Genomic DNA, 20,596 nt, shown 5'->3' with positions numbered 1-20,596 from the left:
CAATGACTACCGAGAATTTCAGCGTCGTCGTCGCAGGCGGCGGCACCGCGGGCCACATCGAACCCGCGCTGGCCGTGGCAGAGGTGCTTCGCGACGCCTACGGGGCCAACGTTGTGGCCTTGGGCACCGAGCGCGGGTTGGAGACCACCATCGTGCCTGCCCGCGGGTTCGAGCTCGCACTCATCGACCCAGTGCCGATCCCGCGCAAGCAGCCGTGGAAGCTGGCAGCGGTGCCATTCAAACTGAACCGAGCCGTGCGCCAGGCCCGGCAGGCCATGCAGCTCGCCGGGGCCGACGCTGTGTTCGGCACGGGCGGATACGTCTCCGCGCCCGCCTACCTCGCGGCCAAGTCGCTCGGACTGCCCTTCTTCGTACTGGAAACCAACGCGCTGGCTGGCATGGCCAACAAGCTCGGCGTCAAGCTCGGAGGAACGGGCTTCAACGCAGTGGCGAACTCCGGCATGGCGGGCGACGTTGTCGGGGTGCCCGTCCGCCCGGGCGTGGGCGTGGACCCGGACGGCGCAAAGCGCGAGCGCGGACTGCGCGTATGGGGACTTGACCCGCAGCGGCCCACCATCTTGGTCACCGGCGGCTCGCAGGGCGCCGTGAGTATCAACTCCGCGATCGCCGACGCGGTAGAGCCCCTCACCGCCGCGGGCTACCAGATCGTGCACGCGTACGGCCGGAAGAACGACGCGCCCGCCACACACGAGCATTACACCGCCGTGCCCTACATCGACGATATGGAGGCGGCCTACGCCGTCGCGGACGTGGTGGTGTGCCGCTCCGGCGCGATGACTGTGGCGGAGAACTCCGCTGCGGGCCTGCCCGCCATCTACGTCCCCTTGCCGCACGGCAACGGGGAACAAGGATTGAACTCCGCCCACCTCGTGGCCACTGGGGCTGCGCTGCGCATCGACGACGCGGCGTTGAGCGGCGAAGCGCTCGTCGAGAAGCTGCTGCCGCTGCGCGACCCGGAGGCCCGCGCGGTGATGCGCTCGGCGCTGCAGGACTCGGGCGCGGGCAGCGTGGCCGAGGACCTTGCCGGGCGTGTTGCAGCTGCAGCTGGAAAGGAAAGAACATGACCGATCTCTCCCGCGTCCACCTCATTGGCATCGGCGGCGCCGGCATGTCCGGTGTCGCGCACATCTTGCTCGACCGCGGTGCGACCGTGACCGGCTCCGACGCGAAGGATTCCCGCCCTGTGCGCGCCCTCAAAGCCAAGGGTGCGACGATTGCGCTCGGCCACGACGAGGCCAACCTGGAGCTGTCAGGTCAGCTGCCCACCGCTGTGGTGACGAGCTTCGCCGCCATCCCGCAGGACAACCCGGAGCTCGTGCGCGCCAAGCGCGAGGGCATCCCGCTCCTGCGCCGCTCCGACCTGCTCGCGGAGCTGATGGAAGGCTCGACGCAGCTTCTGCTCGCCGGCACGCACGGTAAGACGTCCACCACTTCGATGGCGGTGGTGGCGTTGCAGGCTGCGGGGGAGGATCCCTCATTCGCCATCGGCGGCCAGCTCAACCGGGCCGGCACTAATGCCCACCACGGACACGGGGAGGTGTTTGTCGCAGAAGCCGACGAGTCCGATGCGTCGCTTCTGCGCTACTCCCCGGATGTCGCCGTGATCACCAACATCGAGCCCGATCACCTCGATTTCTACGGCACGAGGGAGAAGTACTTCCAGGTTTTCGACGACTTCGCCGACCTCGCCAAGCACGTCGTGGTGTGCTTGGACGACGACAACGCCGCGCAGTGCGGTGAGCGCGCCATGGAGCGAGGGCTGACCGTCTCCGGGTACGGCACCGCCGAGGCCGCCGCGCGCCACCCCCGCATACCCGCGGGCGCGGTGGTCACCGGCGAGCGTCAGGAGGGCGAGCACGCCGTGATCGAGGTGGAGCTTCGCACCGAGCGCGTCTCCGGCGACGTGATGTACACCATGGCTATTCCGGGCCGTCACATGGTGCTCAACTCCGCCGCCGCCCTGCTGGCGGGCACGCTCGTGGGTGCGGACCCGGCCAAGCTGGCCCAAGGGCTGTCCGAATTCACCGGCGTGCGCCGCCGCTTTGAATTCAAAGGCGACGTCGACGGGGTCCGTGTCTACGACGACTACGCGCACCACCCCACAGAGGTCGACGCGGTGCTCACCGCCGCGCGCGACAAGGTCGTAGCCGAAGGCGAGGGCGGCCGGGTAATCGTGTGCTTCCAGCCGCACCTGTACTCACGCACCCGTGAGTTCGCATCCGAGTTCGCCGCAGCGCTGTCGCTAAGCGACGAGTGCATTCTGCTGGACATCTACGGGGCCCGCGAAACGCCGGTGGAGGGGGTGACCTCCCGCATTATCGCCGAGCAGATGACGGTTCCGGTGCGGTTGGAACCGGACTTCTCCGCAGCGCCGGCCACCGTGGCGTCGGTGGCGAAGCCCGGCGACCTCGTGCTCACGATGGGCGCGGGCAGCGTGACCTTGCTTGCCGACGAGATCCTCGACGCCCTGCAGGAGGCGTAAATGTCGCGCCGCGCCATTGCCATCCTCATTGGTTGCGTCGCGGTCGTCGCGGCTGTCGTGGCGGCGCTGCCGTTTACCCCCGCGATGCCGGTGGACGCGGTCAACGTTGAAGGCTCCGTGAACCTGCCCCCTGCGGAGGTCGAGTCGCTCTCAGGCATCGAGGTGGGCACCCCGATGGGGCGGGTGGACGTGCGCGGTGCCGCGCACCGCGTAGCCGGCAACCCCTGGGTGGAATCGGCCACCGTGAAACGGCAGTGGCCCAACGCGGTGGACGTCACGGTCGTTGAGCACACCCCCGTGGCGTGGATTGACCAAGATGGCGAGCCGCATTTGATCAACAGCGAGGGCGAGGACTTCGTTGTGGCGCAGCCCCCGGTGGGCGCGGTGCAGCTCGTGGGTGTCGCCGAGGATCAGATGCGCGACGCGGTCGAGGTGGCGTCCTCGATCACTGATGCAGCGCGCCCGCAGGTCCGCGAACTGACCACTGAAGGAAACCACAGCTTCGTGCTGAAACTCGATGGAGACCGCACAGTGGTCTGGGGCGCGGCGGAGGACGACCGGAACAAGGCGCTCGCGCTCGAAACCGTGCTGCAGTTGCCGGGACAAACATTCAACATTTCCAACCCGGAACTGGTCACCTCGCGCTAAACGCGCAGGTCACAACCCTAAAGTAAAGGTTTAGGGTTGTGACACGCCGACCTAGAAAACAAATTCCGGCACGCTTTCGCACAAGATGGACAGCAACTGTCAGAACCAACTTGTGAAAGGCGAGACCACCACCATGACCTCTCCCGCCAACTACCTCGCCATGATCCGCGTCGTCGGAGTCGGCGGCGGCGGCGTCAACGCCGTCAACCGCATGATCGAGGAAGGCCTGAAGGGCGTCGAGTTTGTTGCCATCAACACCGACTCCCAGGCGCTGCTGTTTACCGATGCCGACACCAAGCTCGACATCGGACGCGAGGCCACCCGCGGTCTCGGTGCGGGTGCGAACCCCGAGGTTGGGCGGACGTCTGCCGAAGACCACAAGCAGGAAATCGAGGAATCCCTGAAGGGGTCCGACATGGTGTTCGTCACCGCCGGCGAGGGCGGCGGCACGGGCACCGGTGCGGCTCCTGTCGTGGCTGGCATCGCCAAGAAAATGGGCGCGCTGACCATCGGTGTGGTGACCCGCCCGTTCACCTTCGAGGGCAAACGCCGCACCCGCCAAGCGCTGGAGGGCATTGAGAACCTCAAGGAAGTCTGCGACACCGTCATCGTCATCCCGAACGACCGCCTGCTGCAGCTCGGCGAGGCCGAGCTTTCCATGATGGAAGCCTTCCGCGCCGCGGATGAGGTGCTCTACAACGGTGTCCAGGGCATCACCAACCTCATCACCATCCCGGGCATGATCAACGTGGACTTCGCCGACGTGCGCTCCGTCATGGCGGACGCTGGTTCCGCGCTCATGGGCGTCGGCTCTGCCCGCGGCGAGAACCGGGTGATGACGGCAACCGAGCAGGCCATCAACTCCCCGCTGTTGGAGACCACCATGGAGGGCGCGAAGGGCGTGCTCATTTCGGTGGCCGGCGGTTCCGACCTGGGCCTGATGGAGGTCAACAATGCCGCATCCATCGTGGAAGAGAAGGCGGACGAGGACGCCAACATCATCTTCGGCACCATCATCGACGACAACCTGGGCGACGAGGTTCGCGTGACCATCATCGCCACCGGCTTCGACGAGAAGGCCAACGCCCGCCCGGCCGAGCCCGCGGAGCACGAGGCACCGCAGCGCGAGCAGGCCTCTTCCCGAGTTGTGGAAGCGGAGCCCGCCAAGGATGAGTACCAGGCACGCCACCGCTACGAGGCCCCCCGCGGCGGCCTGTTCACCGACCGTGACAGGGACCGCGACGCGCGCGAGCGCCGCGACGGTGGCTTTGACGGCGGTTTCGACGGCGGTTTCGACGATGTGGATGTGCCGGACTTCATGCGCTAGTTAAGCTGGCTGGCATGCCAGATCTTTCCACCCGCCCCGTCCGCATGGTGTTCACCTCCCGTGCGGGCGGGGTTTCCGCTGCTCCCTACGACTCCTTCAACCTGGGCACGCACGTCGGCGACAACCCGGAGGACGTCGCCGCGAACCGCTCGCGCTTGGCTGGCATCCTCGGGTTGCCCACCGACCGCTTCGTGTGGATGGAGCAACTGCACACCAACACAGTCACGCGTGTCGACGCGCCTTCGGCCGTCCCCGTGGAAGCCACTGATGCCCTGGTGACGCGTGAAAAAGACCTCGCGCTGTGCGTGCTGGTGGCCGACTGCACCCCGGTGCTGCTGTCGGACCACACCGCCGGCGTGATCGGGGCGGCCCATGCCGGGCGGATGGGCGCGCGCAACGGCATTGTGAAAAACACAGTGCAGGCAATGGTGGACTTGGGTGCCCAGCCCTCCCAGATCCAGGTGCTCTTGGGCCCTGCCGCCGCGGGTGCGTCCTACGAGGTTCCGGAGGACATGGCCGCGGACGTCGAGAAGCATTTGCCCGGCTCCCGCACGATAACGACGCGGGGCACCGCCGGTATCGACGTGCGCGCAGGCTTGGTGCGCCAGCTGCTGAGCCTGGGCGTTACCCACATCGACGCAGATCCGCGCGACACAATCACCGACCACGATTTCTTCTCCCACCGCCGAGACGGCGTCACCGGACGCCAAGCCGGAGTTATTTGGATGCCCCATGCCTGATCTTTCCCACACCCTTGAACAGAACATCGCTGACGTCCGCCACGCTATCCACGATGCCGAGCGGGCGTCTGGTCGAGCGGAAGGCAGCGTCGGGCTGCTCCCAGTGACAAAGTTTCACCCCGTCGAGCGCATCGTCGAGCTCGCGAAGCACGGGTTCAACCTCGTGGGGGAGAACCGCGAGCAGGAGGCGCGCGACAAGGCATCGCACCTTGCGGGCCGCTGCGGCATTGCCATGATCGGGCAGATCCAGACCAAGAAGGCCAACGCGGTAGCCCGCTGGGCGGCGGAGGTGCACTCGCTGGATTCGGTGACGCTGGCCAACGGATTGGAGCGCGGGATGGGCCTCGCGCTCGAGCGCGGCGACCGCACCACAGAGATACTCCCGTGCATGGTGCAGCTGTCATACGACGGCGACGCGGCACGCGGAGGCGCAACTCCCGAGGACGTCCCGGCGATCGTGGACGTCGTGGAGGGGGCCCGCCACCTGGAACTGGCCGGTTTCATGGTGGTCCCGCCGCTCGACTCGGAGCCCCGTGAGGTGTTTGCCCAGGCCCGCGCGCTCACCGACGCTTACGCCACTCAGCTTGGACGGGGCTTACGTCTTTCCGCAGGTATGAGCGGTGATTTCCGCGAGGCCATCGCCTGCGGATCGGATATCGTGCGTGTCGGAACAGCCCTCCTCGGCCCCCGGCCCGTACGCTGAACTCCACTTCACCGCCCACGAGCATGCCTGCGTAAAAGGAGCCCCCTGCATGTCCTTCTTTGACAGCGCCAAAGACTTTTTCGGCCTCGGCCCCGTCGACAACGGCGAGGACGACGCGTACTACGACGACCCGCAGTACCACCCAGGCGCGGGTGCGGCTGCCGGCTCCACCGCCTACGACCGCACCGAGCGCCTCGAGCGCGCTGAGCGCCCAGAGCGTCCCTCCCGCGTCGAGCGCGCACCCATCGGCGAGCGCCACGACTCTGTGCGTGAACCCGTGCGCCCCAGCTACCGCTCAACCACCCACATTGTCACCGCCGCTCCGCGCAACTACAACGACGCCAAAGAGATCGGCGAGCCGTTCCGCGACGGCGATGCCGTGGTGATGGACCTAACCGACCTAGACGCCGCCGACGCCAAACGCATCGTCGACTTTGCCGCCGGCCTGTGCTTCGCCCTGCGCGGCAACATGCACAACCTCTCCCGCGGGGCGGAGACCCGCAAGCGGGTCTTTGCAATCGTCCCGGAGAACGCGAAACTGGACAAGGATGACTTGATGCGTGCTGCCGGCTTGCGGTAGCCGCTAGGGTGATGTGGCGTGGCACTTTTCGGAGCAATTCTCTACGCCCTAGTGGGGCTGTACTCACTGCTGGTGATCGTGCGCATCATCGTCGAGATGGTGGAGGCGTTTTCCAAGCAATTTGACCCGCCGCACTGGTTCATCATGGTGGTCGAGCCTGTCCTCAGGGTGACGGATCCTCCCGTGAACGCCCTGCGCAAACTTATTCCGCCTCTGCGGTTGGGCGGCAGCGGGGTGGGTCTCGACGTCAGCGTGATTGTGCTGTTCTTCGCGCTCGCGGTGGTGCAGATGCTCATCGGGGCGACGATGATCAACCCCGCACTGCGATAGCTGTATTTGAGCGTTACCCCGGCCTTCCGGGCAGGTTGGACTACACTCGTCGAACGAAACGGTTACAATTCAGCAGATAACGCTTCGCGCGAGCGAGTATTCACACGATTATCGAAGGGAACGCAAATGCCGCTGACACCAGCAGACGTGCACAATGTCGCTTTCAGCAAGCCGCCGATTGGCAAGCGGGGTTACAACGAAGACGAGGTGGACCAGTTCCTCGACCTCGTGGAGGACACCCTCGCACAGCTGCAGGACGAGAACGACGAGCTTCGTGCCCGTGCGGAAGAGGCTTCTGGTGGCGCAGCTGCAGCAACGTCGCAGGCCCCTGCTGTTACCCGTTCCGATGTCGACGAGAGCGCTCTGCGCTCCAAGATCGAGGCTGAGCTTCGCACCAAGTTCGACGAGGAGCTCAACTCGCTCAAGCGCGACAACGAAAAGCTGGAGCGTGACCTGCGAACCGCTCGCACCGAGCTGGACAACGAGAAGAAGAAGGCCGCCCGCGACCGGCAGCAGGCAGAGGCGGATCGCGCCGCTGCGGGCTCCAGCCAGCGCGTGAAGGACACCGACGCCCGCGCAACCTCCAAGGCGGCAGCCTCACAGGATGCGGCCGGCACCGGTGCTGAGTCCGACTCTCAGGGCCAGAGCCACATGCAGGCTGCCAAGGTGCTTGGCATGGCGCAGGAGATGGCGGACCGCCTGACCTCCGAGGCAGAGCGCGAAGCATCCACCTTGGTGTCCGAGGCCCGTGAAACCGCGGATCGTGAGATCCAGGAGGCGAAGGCCAAGGCGAAGCAGGTGCTTGACGACGCTGACACCCGCTCCCGCTCGCAGCTCCAGGAGGCGGAGACCCGCTCCAAGCAGCTCGTGACTGACGCGCAGAAGAAGGCCGAAGAGACCACGAACGACGCCAACTCCCGCGCCGAGGCACAGATCCGCCAAGCGGAGGAGCAGGCCAACAAGCTGAAGTCCGAGGCCGAGCGCAAGCACACCGAGATCATGAACACGGTGAAGCAGCAGCAGACCGCGCTGGAGAACCGCATTGCGGAGCTACGGACCTTTGAGCGCGAGTACCGCACCCGCCTGAAGACCATGCTGGAGTCCCAGCTTGAGGAGCTCGAGGCGCGCACCACCACCGCACCGAACGAGAAGTAACACCTCGTTCTTCACAAACGCCCAGCATCGTTGTACGATGCTGGGCGTTACTCGTAACACGCGTTGATCCGGCCATCACCGGGGAGCGTTTCCGGAAGAACGGCCACTGCGCTCATTAGACCCGGACGTCGCATACGGAAGACGACACTTCCTTCACCGCAATGAAGTGGGGGCGTGTGCCCCAAGCAGGGTGGTACCGCGCAACACTGCGTCCCTGTACGGCTGAAGGAGGAGTAGCCATGGTTGGCAACGTCTACCCAAAGGTTGACATGACGGGCGGCAGCGACCGCTTCCCGGACATGGAGCGCGTCGTGCTGGATTACTGGGGCGCCGACGGCACGTTCAGGGCATCGCTTGAGCAGCGCGAGGATTGCGAGGAGTACGTCTTCAACGACGGCCCGCCGTTCGCAAACGGCATGCCCCACTACGGGCACCTGCTCACTGGCTACGTCAAGGACATCGTGCCGCGTTTTCGCACCATGGCCGGGTACCACGTCCCGCGCGTCTTCGGCTGGGACTGCCACGGTCTGCCTGCGGAGCTGGAGGCGGAGAAGCAACTGGGCATTACTGATAAAGCCCAGATCGAGGACATGGGCTTGGAGCAGTTCAACGAGTACTGCGCGAAGTCAGTGATGCACTACGCGGGGGAGTGGGAGGACTATGTCACTCGCCAGGCGCGCTGGGTCGACTTTGAAAACGGCTACAAGACCATGGACCCGGAGTACATGGAGTCCGTCATGTGGGCGTTTAAGGAGCTCTACGACAAGGGCTTGATCTACCAGGGCTTCCGCGTCCTGCCGTACTCCTGGGCCGAGCACACTCCGCTGTCCAATCAGGAGACCCGCCTGGATGACTCTTACCGTGACCGCCAGGACCCCACCGTCACCGTCACGCTGCCGTTGACCGGCGGCCGGGAAGGATTCGCGGGGGCTCAGACGTGGGCACAGCACCCCGAACTTCACGACGCGGCTGCGATCGCGTGGACCACCACCCCGTGGACCCTGCCGTCGAACTTGGCGCTCGCCGTCCACCCTGAAGTGGAGTACTCGTTGGTGACGGTCGGTGCAGACGGGGCCGAAGGTTTCGTCGATAAGCAGCTGCTGCTGGCGACGAGCTTGCTCGGCGCGTACGGCAAGGAGCTCGGCGACTACGACGTGGTGGCCACGTACGTGGGTGCCCAGCTGGAGGGCTTGGAGTACGAGCCGGTCTTCGACTACTTCCGTGACCACGACAACGCGTTTATGATCCTCAACGCGGATTACGTGACCACCGAAGACGGCACCGGTATCGTCCACCAGGCGCCGGCGTTCGGTGAGGACGATATGCTCACTTGCCAGAAGTACGGCATCGACCTTGTCATCCCTGTGGATGCGGACGGCAAGTTCACCTCGCTCGTGCCCGAGTACGAAGGCAAGCTGGTCTTCGACGCCAACCGCGACATCATCCGCGACCTGCGCGCGAAGGGCCGGGTGGTCCGCGACCAGACCATCGTGCACTCCTACCCGCACTCGTGGCGCTCCGGCGAGCCATTGATCTACATGGCCCTGCCCGCGTGGTTTGTGAAGGTGACGGATATCCGTGACCGCATGGTGGAGCTGAACCAGGAGATCGAGTGGATCCCTGAGCACATCCGCGACGGCCAGTTTGGCAAGTGGCTCGAGGGGGCGCGGGATTGGAACATCTCCCGCACCCGCTACTGGGGCTCGCCGGTGCCAGCGTGGGTTTCCGACAACCCGGAGTACCCGCGTGTGGACGTCTACGGCTCCTTGGACGAGCTGGAGCGCGACTTTGGCACCCGCCCGAAGTCGCTGCACCGCCCGCACATCGACGAGCTGGTCCGCCCCAACCCGGACGACCCGACCGGTAAGTCCATGATGCGCCGCGTGCCGGACGTGCTCGACTGCTGGTTCGAGTCCGGTTCCATGCCGTTCGCCCAGTACCACTACCCGTTTGAAAACCGCGAGGAGTTTGAGACCCGCCAGCCGGCGGACTTCATCGTGGAATACTCCGGCCAGACCCGCGGCTGGTTCTACGTGCAGCACGTGCTGTCCACCGCGCTGTTTGACCGCGTGGCGTATAAGAAGGTGGTCGCGCACGGCATCGTGCTGGGCTCGGACGGGCAGAAGATGTCTAAGTCCAAGGGCAACTACCCGAACGTGATGGAGGTCTTCGACCGCGACGGCTCGGACGCCATGCGCTGGTTCCTCATGTCCTCTCCGATCCTGCGCGGCGGTAACTTGATCGTCACCGAGCAGGGCATCCGCGAGGGCGTGCGCCAGGCACTGTTGCCTATCTGGAACGCCTACACGTTCCTGCAGCTGTACTCCTCCGAAGAGGCGCAGTGGTCGGTGGACTCGGACAACGTGCTGGACCGCTACATCCTGGCCAAGACGCACGACCTCGTTGCATCCGTGGGCGAGGCGCTGGAGGACACCCGCATCGCGGACGCGTGTGACGAGGTCCGCCGCTACGCCGACACGCTGACCAACTGGTACGTGCGCCGCTCACGCGACCGGTTCTGGGAGGGGCAAGAGGCGCACCCGGAGGCGTTCAACACCCTCTACACGGTGCTGGAAATCGTTTCCCGCACGGTGGCGCCGCTGCTGCCGTACGTCTCCGAGGTGATCTGGCGCGGCCTGACTGGCGGGCGCTCGGTGCACCTGACGGACTACCCGGAAGCCGCGAACCTGCCGGCCGACGCAGAGCTCGTCGCAGCGATGGACGCCACCCGCGCGGTGTGCTCTGCCGCCTCGTCGGTGCGCAAGGCGAACAAGCTGCGCAACCGCCTCCCGTTGCCGACGCTCACCGTCGCGCTGCAGGACGCGGCCAGGCTCGAGCCGTTCCGCGACACCATCCGCGACGAGGTGAACGTAAAAGACGTGGTGCTGACTGACGACGTCGATTCCGCCGGATCCTTCGAAGTTGTGGTCAACGCGAAGGTGGCCGGCCCCTCGCTGGGTAGGGACGTGCAGCGCGCGATCAAGAACGTCAAGGCAGGCAACTACGAGCGGCGCGGCGACGATGTGGTTGTCGATGGCGACATCGTGCTCACCCCGGCGCTCTACACCGAGCGCCTGGTGGCAGAGAACCCGGAGAGCACCGCCCGCGTGGACGCGGACGGCACGGTCGGCTTGGTGGTGCTGGACACCGAGGTCACCGAGGAACTCGAGGCCGAGGGCTGGGCGGCAGATGTTATCCGTGGTCTTCAGGACGCTCGCAAGCGAGAGGGCCTCGAGGTGTCCGACCGCATCGCGGTCGTGCTTGCGGTGCCGGCCGAGAAGGAAGCGTGGGCTCGCACGCACGCCGAGCACATCGCCTCCGAGACGCTGGCGACGTCCTTTGACGTAGTCACTGAGCCGGTGGACGGCCACGACGTGGTGGAGGGCGTCACCGCGGCCGTGCGCAAGAACGGTTAGCCCGCGGACCTTCGCGCTATGCCGCTGCATAGTGGTTTCCTAAACGGGGCCACTATGCAGCGGCATAGTTTTTCCTCAACGTGTTCGGCTAACCGCATTCCGGAATTCCGCTGAGTTGTCCACTTCAGTAGTCATTTTGCTTACAACTCTTGATTCGAACATATGACCGTCATATAACGGAAGTACGGCTTCAAACGAGGGGTGTGAACATGACAGCTGCAGTGGAAGAACAAGCGCAGGCTCGAACGGGTGGTCTATCAACGGACCTACTCGAAGAGCAGATCAAAGGTAACCATCTCACGGCGAACCATCACAGGGCGTGGATGCTGGACGCGGTGGGGCAATTCGACGAGCAGCAGCTCGCGGAAACGTACGGGGAAAAAACGACGGCGACTTGGCTCCGTCGCGAACTCAACCTCCCAGAAGCAACCGCGTTTGAGTATGTACGTGTGGCACGGGGATTGCGGAAGTACCGGCGGCTGTTCCACGCGTTTGAATCCGGGGTGATGCCATATTCGACCGTCCGTTTTCTCCTGCGGTTCCTCGAGGAAGAGAGCGAGGAAGAGCTCGTACAGCTGGCGCTCTCTCTGGCTTTCTCCGACCTGAAGTTGGTACTCGCGGGGGCGGGGCCGAAGGACCACGAGCCGACGGAGCCGTACGCCCGCGCGCGCGAGTGCGACGACGGCATGATCGCCTTCGAGTCCCGGCTGCCTGCGGTGGCTGGCCAAAAGTTACTGTCGGCGCTCAAGATCGCGCAGCTGGCCTGTTTCGGCCTCGAAGATCTCGACCCAGCTCACCTGCATGATCCCGAAAAGGCGCAGATGCTTATCGACGACGCAGCTGACGCCGAAGACGCCGTCCCAGCCGAGCAAGACCGTCAGCCGCGCCGACGCACCAAAATCAGCGCCGAGAGCATCGCCAACACTGTGTCTCGCTTCGGTCCGCCGGAGAAACAGGACGTCTACGGCGCACTGATGGCCATGATCGACATGGTCAGATCGAACCCGGCCAGCCCGCTGCGCAGCCCCGGCGTGCAGGTGAACCTGATGGTGAACCAGGAAGGGGGTTGCTGGATGCCCGAAAACCGCGCAGCCCGGTCCGAAGATGTGCGAAGCTACCTGGCCAACGCGATGGTGCGCCTGCACCTGCTGGACAAAAATGGACTCACTATCAACGTCGGGCGCTCCCAGCGGTTCGCAACGGACGGCCAAGTGCAGGCTCTGCTCGCGGTATGGGGCTATCAGTGCGCGATGCCCGGGTGCTCCCACCGCCGGTTCATCGAGATACACCACCTCAGGGAATGGGAATTCGGCGGGAGGACCGACATGGATAACCTCATCCCACTGTGCTCGAGCTGCCACTCGCAGGTAAGCCACGGCGTGATCACCATCGAGAGTGCGGGGCCCGACCTGATTTTCACGTTTAACGACGGGGCGCGGTTCGTCTCACGCGGCCGGGGGCTACCCAGGCGGATGGACTTCGTTACCGGATCGTCATTCGACGGGTGACGGGATTGGTGTTCGGCGTTCAGGGTGGTGCACAGTGGTGGGCATGAATCGCTGGGTGCTGCACATCGACATGGATGCGTTCTACGCGTCCTGCGAGCAGCTGACCCGGCCCACGCTGCAGGGCCGCCCCGTGCTGGTCGCCGGCGTATCCGGGCGCGGTGTTGTCGCCGGGGCGAGCTACGAGGCGCGAAAATACGGCGCCCGCTCGGCGATGCCGACGCACCGTGCAGCGCGCCTCGTCGGCAGCAAGGCAGTGCTCGTCTCACCGCGACGGCCCGTCTACGCCGCGGCGTCGCGCCGGGTGTTTGAGGTGATTGGCAGACACGTCGACGTGGTAGAGCAGCTCTCCATCGACGAGGCGTTCATGGAGCCAGCAGACCTTGTCGGGGCGAGCCCCGAGGAGGTTGAGGAGTGGTCGAACGGGCTGCGGGCGGCGATTAAGGAGGAAACGGGGTTGCCCAGCTCTATCGGGGCGGGACCCGGTAAGCAGTACGCGAAGATCGGCTCGGGGCGCGCGAAACCGGACGGTGTGTTTGTCATCCCGCACGACAGGCAGCTGGAGATTTTGCACCCGATGCCGGTCAACGCGCTGTGGGGAGTCGGCCCCGTGACTGAGACCAAGTTGCTCGCCGCGGGGATTGAAACGATCGGCGATCTGGCACGCTTGAGCGAAAAGGAGCTAGACATCGCCATCGGCGGGGCGGTAGGCAAGCAGCTGTGGTGGCTGGCGCGCGGGGTAGACGAGCGCCCAGTTGCACCGCGTGCCGTGTCCAAACAGATCTCCTCGGAGCACACCTACCCGCAAGACCTGAGCACCGCCGCGGAAGTGGACGCTGCTCTGGAGCGTGCGGCTGCAGAATCCCACCGACGGCTGCGCAAGGACGGCCGCGGCGCGCGCACGGTGACGGTGAAGCTGCGGATGGCGGATTTCCGCATTGAGTCCCGCTCGGCGACCCTGCCGTACGCAACCGACGACGCGGAGACGCTGCTCGCCACCGCGTTTCGCATCGTGCGTTACCCGGATGAGGTGGGGCCGATCCGCCTCGTGGGGGTGTCCTACTCCGGCCTCGAGGACACGCTGCAGGACGTGCTGTTCCCGGAGCTGGACCAGGCGATTGTGAAGCCGGCGCCCGTGACCGCGGATTACGAAACCGGCGTCAGCGACCACGAAACCCGCTTCGACACCGAGGCGCAGGAGGAAGCGGCACCGACGCAGGGGATCTGGCGCGCCACGCAAGACGTCTTTCACCCGGACTATGGGCACGGCTGGGTGCAGGGGGCGGGCAAAGGCTGGGTCACGGTGCGGTTTGAAACCCGCGCGACTGGGCCAGGCAGGATTCAGAGCTTGCGAGCGGATGACCCAGCATTGCAGCCGGCGGACCCGCTTGACTCCCTGGACTGGGACGACTGGTTCTCACAGCAGTGAGCGGGGGTTTACCCCTGTCGCCAGCGCGGTCGCCAGAGCGATTCGCGCCTGGCCTGCGCTGAGGTAGCCCGCCGGAAGCGCGCCGAGGCTCCCAAGCGTCGAGCCGCCCCCCGCGCCCCCGTACGCGAACGAGACCTCGCCGTACGGCACTGAGGTCGCGACCACTACCGGCACCCCGCGGCGCAGTATCTTTGCAACCGCTTTGCCCATCTTGGCTGACACGTTGCCGGAACCGAGGGCTTCCAGTACGAGCCCGTCGATAGGCGGTAGTGCATTGATGAGCGCGTCGTCGGCGCCGGCCCACGCCCGGATGATGGGGACGCGTACACCCTCGAGTGGGGCGGGCGGAACCGCCATGGGGCGGGGCAGCACGCGCGGGCTCGTGAGGGTGAACGCATCCCCGGCGGTGGTCTGTGTTTTCAGCAGCCCGCGCGCCGGAAGGGTCGCGCCCGCGAAATGCACCATCACGCCGCGGCTGTGCGTGGTGGCGGCGGCCTCGATGGCGCCGCGCAGGTTGGCTGGGCCGTCCGGGGTGGGATGATCCGCCGGCCGCATCGCACCGGTGAGCACTACTGGGCGGCGGTCCGAGTGGACGAGGTCCAGTGCGAGCGCCGTCTCAGCCATGGAGTCGGTGCCGTGGGTGACCACGACCCCGGAGACGTCACCGTCGCTAAGCAAATCCCGCACAACGGCGCGCAGCAGGTCCACTTCGCGCAGGCCCATGGACGAAGAATCCAGGCTGGCAATGTCAATGGCGCGCACGTGACGGGTGGTGCCGCAGGACGCGATGAGCTCATCTGCGGACAGTGTCGGGACGAGTGCTCCGCAAGCATCTTTGGTCGAGGCGATCGTGCCGCCGGATGAGATAACTACCACGCTCATGCAGACAGAGTGCCAGAAGCGAGCGGGTGTGCAGTAACGTGAAGCCGGAGATTTACGCTATGCAAGGAGATCTACGTGAAAGCACCGAAACTTGTCGCAGCCGCGGCCGCCGCTGGACTTGCACTGGGCCTGGCGGCTTGCTCCGAGGATTCGGACACACCTGAAACCACGACTGAAACCAAGGCGGTGACCTCCGAGGCCGCGCCAGCAGCGGAGATGCCCACGGCGGAGGAGCTCAACGCCGTGCTCCAGCGCGCGGCGGACCCGAACTTGCCTATCTCGGAGCGTGCGAACACGGTGCAGGGCGGCGAGACCTCCCCGGAGTTGTTTGATCTGATGACGCAGTCGCAGCAGCAATCCGGCGCGAACTTCCAGGTGGTCAACCCGGTGCTGCCGGGCTACACCGCCGACTCCGTGCTGGCCACCGTGAGCTTCACCCGCCCAGACGCCGAATCCCAGCTGGCGGAAGACGTGGAGTTTGTCCACGAGGACGGCAACTGGAAGATCTCCCAGAGCTGGGCCTGCTTCCTGGTCAGCAACACGCTCGCCCCGGAGCAGGTGCCGGACATGTGCAAGACCAACGCTCCCGCGGCTCCTGAGGCGCCTGCAGAGACACCCGCCGCTCCGGAAGCCCCGGCTGAGGCGCCGGCAGCGCCGAGCCTCTAACTACTCGACGCCGTACTGCACCGCGCGGGTGATGTCCTGGACCACCCGCGCTTTTTCGTCCCCGCCGTAGATGAGGCGGGTAGTCCAGGCGGACTGGCCGGATACCGGCAGTGGACGGGACAGGTCCACCACCAGCTGCCCTTGCGAGGTGGTGCTGGCTGATTTAACTTTCACGTCCTGCCCGTCGACGGCCACGCTGTCGCGCTGAGGACGCTCTTCAACTGCCACATCAAGCGTCAACCTGTCCCCATCGCGGGAGACCAGGGTGTAGGTGGTGATGCGCGACGTTGCTGCATCACCGGCGACGCGTCGCTCGACCGACCAGCTCGCGCCGGGCCCGATCGGCTCATCCGGGAAAATGACTGCGTTGTTGACAAGGGCGAGTAGCGCGGTTTCCACCTGCTGCAGGCCGCGTTCCGGTGCGCCGTCAGGAGCGAGCAGCTTCAGGCTGGAAATGCTCCCTGAGTCGTCGGCGCGCCAGCTCATGTGGAACCCCTCGGCGGCCGCAACGTCTTGTCCCACGTCCAAATTGGAGTGCTTGCCGGAGCCGGCGGTGAAGTCGATGCGCGTGTCGGCATCCTCCTCACCGTCCTCCGGCGCCGGGGCCTCGGTGCTTTCGGCGGCCAGTGGCAGGGTGGTTGTGTCCACGTCGCCGCCCGCGGGTGCCTCTGGCGCAGTACTATCGCCGGACTTCGCGACGTGCTGGTCCACGCCGGAGGAAACGGCGACGGTGGTGTCCCATTCGCCGTCGGGGAAGTAGCGCACCTCCTGGGGGTTGTCACCGGGGTTGAGGAGGGTGACCGAAGGGGCGTCGATAGGAAATGCCGGTACCCCGGCCACTGGGTCGTCGTCGGAGGGGGAACATGCGGTCAGAGTGAGAGCAAGGCCGGCGGCGGCGGTGATTGTGCGGAGGCTGCGGAACATTCCTCCGAAGCTACCTGGCCCGGGTGCCACCGGCTAAAGTGATACGGCGATGGATCACGCAACTCTTCCGGCAAGACCCGCACATACAGCACCGCGCCACCTCGGCCTCGTAGTGGCCGTCATGCTCGCTGTCGCGGCAGTGGACCAGCTGATTAAGCAGTTCATGCTGGGATGGCTGGAGCCCGGCGTGGCGCAGCCAGTGATCGAGGACTGGTTCCGCTTCTACCTGCTATTCAATTCCGGCGCGGCGTTCTCCATGGGGGAAGACTTCACCTGGGTGTTCACAGCGATCCAGCTCGCCTTTGTCGTCGGCGCGTTGTGGTTTGCGCCGCGGATGGACAACCGGTGGGAAGTGCTCGGTCTGGCGTTGGTGGCTGGAGGAGCGCTGGGCAACCTGTGCGACCGGCTATTCCGGGACCCCGGCTTCTGGTTCGGCCACGTGGTGGACTACATCTCTGTGGGCGACTTCGCGGTATTTAACCTCGCCGACGCCGCAATCACCGTCGGTGTGGGCGTGTTCATTCTGGCCACGCTCGCAACCGAATTGAGGGGAGCCGGCGATGAGCGGTGAGTTTCGGGCTCTGCCCGTGCCCGAAGGGCTCGAAGGCATGCGGGTTGACGCGGCTATTGCCAAACTGTTCGGCGTCTCCCGAGCCGTCGCAGCGGAAATGGCCGCAGAGGGCGATGTGCTCGTCGATGGCGCGGCAGCGCAGAAATCCGACCGTGTCGCGTCGGGCGCGATGCTGGAAGTCACCCTGCCGGAGCCGAAGCGCACCCCTCAGCCGGTGACGGAACTCGTGGAGGGTCTGGAGATTCTCTACCACGACGCCGATGTCATCGCGGTGGACAAGCCGGTGGGCGTGGCTGCGCACCCCACACTCGGATGGGAAGGCCCCGATGTCGTGGGCGGCCTGCAAGCGATGGGCTTTACCCTGCCGGATGCCGGGCCGCCGGAGCGCCAAGGCATCGTGCAGCGCCTCGACGTGGGAACCTCCGGCGTGATGGTCGTGGCCGCCAGCGTGCCCGCGTACTCCGCCCTTAAACGCGCCTTCAAAGAGCGGACGGTGGATAAGACCTACCACGCGCTGGTCCAGGGGTTGCCCGACCCAATTGAGGGCACGATCGATGCGCCCATTGCTCGCCACCCCTCGGCGGGTTGGAAGTTCGCCGTCGCGCACGGTGGCCGGCCCAGCGTGACGCACTACAGCGTCATCGAGGCGTTTCGGCGCGCAAGCCTGATGGATATTCACTTGGAAACCGGCCGCACCCACCAGATCCGTGTCCACATGTCCTCCGTGGGGCACCCGTGCGTGGGCGATCCGATGTACGGTTCCGACCCCAATCTGGCCCGCGAACTCGGCTTGAAGCGGCAGTGGCTGCACGCCACCAAATTGGGCTTCACCCACCCGCGCACCGGCGAGTACATGGAGGTCGTGTCGGACTACCCCGACGATTTGCGCGCTGCGCTGGAGAAGGTTCGGCAGGGCTAAATGCGGGCGGCGATCGTTGCTGCGGCGGCGCTTGTGGTCGCTGGTTTTTGGGCGGTGGGTGTCGCCGTGCCCCCGAAGCCGCCAGTGCCGCAGGGAGATGAGCTCGGCCCGCTGCCGGGCGAATCCACCCAGGCGTACGTGCAACGGGCGGAGGGAACCCTCGACCACGAGGACGCCTCGTTTTCGCTGGTCACGTTCGCCCTCCCCCTCGACGCGCCTGCAGCGGTGGCGGCGCTCCAGCCGGCCCCGCGCGTGAGCGCACTCGTTGTTGCCGGCGAGGCTCCGATCGTCGTCCCGGAGCCGTCGCCAGGCAGCTCGCGTATCGACGTCCTCCGGGCCGCCACCACGCAACCCCTCACCAGCGCCGTGGTGTACGCCACGCGAGAAGAGCTCCGTCGGATCACGGACGATTACCGCGTGCTTGCAGTGGAAATGCTGCCGGCTGATGCGGTGTGGGGTGCCTTCACACTCACCCGGTCAGCGACGGGTGGACGTGTATAGTTTTGCAACGTTGCATGCAGGCCCCTTACGCGAGGAGATCTCTTGACTTCCCACACCGACAGCTCGACCGCACGCAGGCGTTTTACTCGCGCGGGGCTTGCGCTAGTGACCACTTCGACGCTCCTTCTCGGCGCCTGCGGCTTCGGCGGCGGTGACAACGACGCCGATGGGGACGGCCTGAAGCCGGGCGACTACACGGTGGCCTCCAATGAGGGAGTCTCAGATAGCGTTGTGGTCAACGGGACGATTGAACCGGTTCGCTCCGTGAACATCACGACCCCGGTGCAGTCCGAGGTGGAAAAGGTGGCAGTGAAGGCGGGCGACCGCGTCCAGCCGGAGCAGTTTTTGGCATCCCTCAACTCCGAGCAGCTCGAGCGCCAGCTGGAGGTCCAGCAGAAGCAGCAGGCGAACGCGCAGGCCGATGCGCAGGCGGCGGTGGACCAGCTGCAATCCCAACTCAACGCCTACCAGGCGGGGTTGGATAACGGCACAAACCCCACGATCCGGGCTGCTCAGGCGCAGCTGAACCAGGCGCAGGCGGCCTATAACGCCGCCGTCGCCGCAAACGGCGGAGCTCGTTTGGTCAATCGTGGCGTGGACGCCATCGAGCGCGCTGCCGGCGGCATCTCCTCGCACTTGCCGGGTGTGCGGACCGCTGCGCCGGTGCAGCCGCCGGTGCCGGCGCCGGTGCCGGCGCCCGGTGTGGTGGCGCCGCCCGAGGTGGTGGGTGCCCCTGCTGCTCCCGCCGCGCCGAACCAAGGCGTGAGTCAAGGTAACACCGGCGGTGTGACCGCGGACCAACTCGCGCAGCTCACGGCCGAGAACGGCGGCGCTGCTGCGAGCGTGGCAGTGAGCACCGACGAAGCGTACGCGGCGTTGGAAGAGGCGAAAGCCAACCTCGCTGCTGCGCAGGCACAGGCCGCTCAGGAGCGCGACCAGCTGCAAGCGGAGCTGGATTCGGCGTGGCGCCAGGCGGAGGCGGCTCAGCTCGGCGACGGCGACGGCACCCTGGAGTACCAGGTGCGCGAATCCACGGTGTACGCGCCGCTGGCGGGCCTGGTCACGAGCGTGGACGTGCGAGAAGGCGACATTCCGCAAGGCAAACTCATGACGATCGCGGATGATTCCCGCCTGGTGATCCGCACCGATGTGCGCGAGGCGGACATTCCCAACATTGCGGAGGGCGACCGCGTGGAGTTCACCTCCACCGCCACTGGAAAGAAGAAGTTCAACGGCCGGGTTTCCCGGATTGCCCCGGCGGCCGATTCGGTCTCCGGTGGGAACCAGAATCCGGCCATAGAGATGGGTGGCCAGGCGGCCAAGTCCAGCGAGGTCACGTTCCCCGTTGAAATTGAGATCACCGGCGACAAAGAGGGCCTGCTCCTCGGCGGCAGTGCGCGCGCCGAGATCATCACGGCCGAGGCCAAAGACGCCCTGAATGTCCCGCTGGATGCGGTCTACGGCGAGGACAAGGACCAGAAGGTGCTGGTGCTGGCCACTGAGGACGACGACGCGACCACCGGCACGGTGGAGGAGCGTGCGGTGCAAACGGGCGCGTCCAACGACGTTGACATCGCAGTGACGGGCGGCGACCTCAAGCCGGGCGACATCGTGATCAACTGGCCGGACGAGTACACGGGCCGCATCGGTGAGAAGGTCGAGATCAACGACCCGAACTTCGATGGGGAGAAGGTGCGCGAGGCCCGCGAAAAGAAGGAACGCACCACGGCCACGGTGACGGTCACTAGTACCCGCCGGGCCGCCGAGGAGCAGTAGATGACTGCGCCCACCTCCTCA

The 20,596-nt window shown here is 65.9% G+C and carries 19 protein-coding genes; 17 read left to right on the top strand and 2 right to left on the bottom strand.

Translation table 11 applies throughout. The features are described 5' to 3' along the window. The first annotated feature begins 2 nt into the window (after positions 1–2). From CUREI_RS07725 to CUREI_RS07670, 12 genes are all read left to right on the top strand, one after another. Complete coding sequence (locus tag CUREI_RS07725) at positions 3–1,085, top strand: UDP-N-acetylglucosamine--N-acetylmuramyl-(pentapeptide) pyrophosphoryl-undecaprenol N-acetylglucosamine transferase (protein ID WP_038612360.1); 1,083 nt, start codon at positions 3–5, stop codon at positions 1,083–1,085. After that, on the top strand, positions 1,082–2,503 hold the full coding sequence (gene murC / locus CUREI_RS07720; protein WP_038612356.1) for a UDP-N-acetylmuramate--L-alanine ligase: 1,422 nt from the start codon (positions 1,082–1,084) through the stop codon (positions 2,501–2,503). The genes CUREI_RS07725 and murC overlap by 4 nt, the downstream gene beginning before the upstream one ends. Continuing rightward, positions 2,504–3,151 (top strand): cell division protein FtsQ/DivIB, encoded by a 648-nt coding sequence (locus tag CUREI_RS07715; RefSeq protein ID WP_038612353.1) that lies wholly within the window; start codon positions 2,504–2,506, stop codon positions 3,149–3,151. A 133-nt stretch (positions 3,152–3,284) separates the two neighbouring features. Continuing rightward, the gene (gene ftsZ, locus CUREI_RS07710) at positions 3,285–4,478 is read left to right on the top strand and encodes a cell division protein FtsZ (RefSeq protein WP_038614228.1); all 1,194 of its coding nucleotides are present in this window, start codon (positions 3,285–3,287) and stop codon (positions 4,476–4,478) included. Between the two features lie 14 nt (positions 4,479–4,492). Beyond that, on the top strand, positions 4,493–5,218 hold the full coding sequence (gene pgeF / locus CUREI_RS07705) for a peptidoglycan editing factor PgeF (protein WP_038612350.1): 726 nt from the start codon (positions 4,493–4,495) through the stop codon (positions 5,216–5,218). Next, the gene (locus CUREI_RS07700; RefSeq protein ID WP_038612347.1) at positions 5,211–5,921 is read left to right on the top strand and encodes a YggS family pyridoxal phosphate-dependent enzyme; all 711 of its coding nucleotides are present in this window, start codon (positions 5,211–5,213) and stop codon (positions 5,919–5,921) included. Before pgeF ends, CUREI_RS07700 begins: the two co-directional genes overlap by 8 nt. A gap of 49 nt (positions 5,922–5,970) precedes the next feature. Further along, entirely contained in the window at positions 5,971–6,501 is a 531-nt protein-coding gene (locus CUREI_RS07695; RefSeq protein ID WP_038612343.1) for a cell division protein SepF, read from the top strand. A gap of 18 nt (positions 6,502–6,519) precedes the next feature. Continuing rightward, the gene (locus CUREI_RS07690) at positions 6,520–6,831 is read left to right on the top strand and encodes a YggT family protein (protein WP_038612340.1); all 312 of its coding nucleotides are present in this window, start codon (positions 6,520–6,522) and stop codon (positions 6,829–6,831) included. A gap of 126 nt (positions 6,832–6,957) precedes the next feature. Beyond that, positions 6,958–7,986, top strand: coding sequence for a DivIVA domain-containing protein (locus CUREI_RS07685; RefSeq protein WP_038612337.1), 1,029 nt, complete (start codon positions 6,958–6,960; stop codon positions 7,984–7,986). Between the two features lie 239 nt (positions 7,987–8,225). Then, complete coding sequence (gene ileS, locus CUREI_RS07680) at positions 8,226–11,402, top strand: isoleucine--tRNA ligase (RefSeq protein WP_038612334.1); 3,177 nt, start codon at positions 8,226–8,228, stop codon at positions 11,400–11,402. Positions 11,403–11,611: 209 nt separating this feature from the next. Further along, positions 11,612–12,910, top strand: a complete 1,299-nt coding sequence (locus tag CUREI_RS07675) for an HNH endonuclease signature motif containing protein (RefSeq protein WP_084768246.1) — start codon at positions 11,612–11,614, stop codon at positions 12,908–12,910. A 43-nt stretch (positions 12,911–12,953) separates the two neighbouring features. Then, positions 12,954–14,336 carry a DNA polymerase IV gene (locus CUREI_RS07670; RefSeq protein ID WP_038612328.1) on the top strand — a complete coding sequence of 461 codons (1,383 nt, stop codon included), beginning with the start codon at positions 12,954–12,956 and terminating at the stop codon, positions 14,334–14,336. Here CUREI_RS07670 and CUREI_RS07665 read toward each other — a convergent pair. Next, positions 14,325–15,218 (bottom strand): asparaginase, encoded by an 894-nt coding sequence (locus tag CUREI_RS07665; protein WP_038612325.1) that lies wholly within the window; start codon positions 15,216–15,218, stop codon positions 14,325–14,327. The two genes, CUREI_RS07670 and CUREI_RS07665, sit on opposite strands and share 12 nt — an antisense overlap. Positions 15,219–15,293: 75 nt before the next feature. On the opposite strand from CUREI_RS07665, the gene CUREI_RS07660 reads away from it, so the two are divergent. After that, positions 15,294–15,884 (top strand): hypothetical protein, encoded by a 591-nt coding sequence (locus tag CUREI_RS07660; protein ID WP_038612322.1) that lies wholly within the window; start codon positions 15,294–15,296, stop codon positions 15,882–15,884. Here CUREI_RS07660 and CUREI_RS07655 read toward each other — a convergent pair whose 3' ends face one another. Next, on the bottom strand, positions 15,885–16,808 hold the full coding sequence (locus CUREI_RS07655; protein WP_038612319.1) for a hypothetical protein: 924 nt from the start codon (positions 16,806–16,808) through the stop codon (positions 15,885–15,887). 49 nt (positions 16,809–16,857) lie between these two features. Between CUREI_RS07655 and lspA the strand changes: the two genes are divergently transcribed. The 4 genes from lspA to CUREI_RS07635 all read left to right on the top strand — a co-directional run bounded on the left by lspA (position 16,858) and on the right by CUREI_RS07635 (position 20,575). Further along, on the top strand, positions 16,858–17,379 hold the full coding sequence (gene lspA, locus CUREI_RS07650; protein WP_051952276.1) for a signal peptidase II: 522 nt from the start codon (positions 16,858–16,860) through the stop codon (positions 17,377–17,379). Continuing rightward, positions 17,369–18,298, top strand: a complete 930-nt coding sequence (locus CUREI_RS07645) for an RluA family pseudouridine synthase (protein WP_038612313.1) — start codon at positions 17,369–17,371, stop codon at positions 18,296–18,298. Before lspA ends, CUREI_RS07645 begins: the two co-directional genes overlap by 11 nt. Then, positions 18,299–18,799, top strand: coding sequence for a hypothetical protein (locus tag CUREI_RS07640; RefSeq protein ID WP_051952275.1), 501 nt, complete (start codon positions 18,299–18,301; stop codon positions 18,797–18,799). A gap of 105 nt (positions 18,800–18,904) precedes the next feature. Next, positions 18,905–20,575, top strand: a complete 1,671-nt coding sequence (locus CUREI_RS07635) for an efflux RND transporter periplasmic adaptor subunit (RefSeq protein ID WP_038612310.1) — start codon at positions 18,905–18,907, stop codon at positions 20,573–20,575. Positions 20,576–20,596 lie beyond the last annotated feature (21 nt).

The organism is Corynebacterium ureicelerivorans (genome assembly GCF_000747315.1).
Taxonomy (GTDB): domain Bacteria; phylum Actinomycetota; class Actinomycetes; order Mycobacteriales; family Mycobacteriaceae; genus Corynebacterium; species Corynebacterium mucifaciens.
Note: the sequence above shows the minus strand (reverse complement) of the source record. Positions and strands in the feature narration are given on the sequence as shown.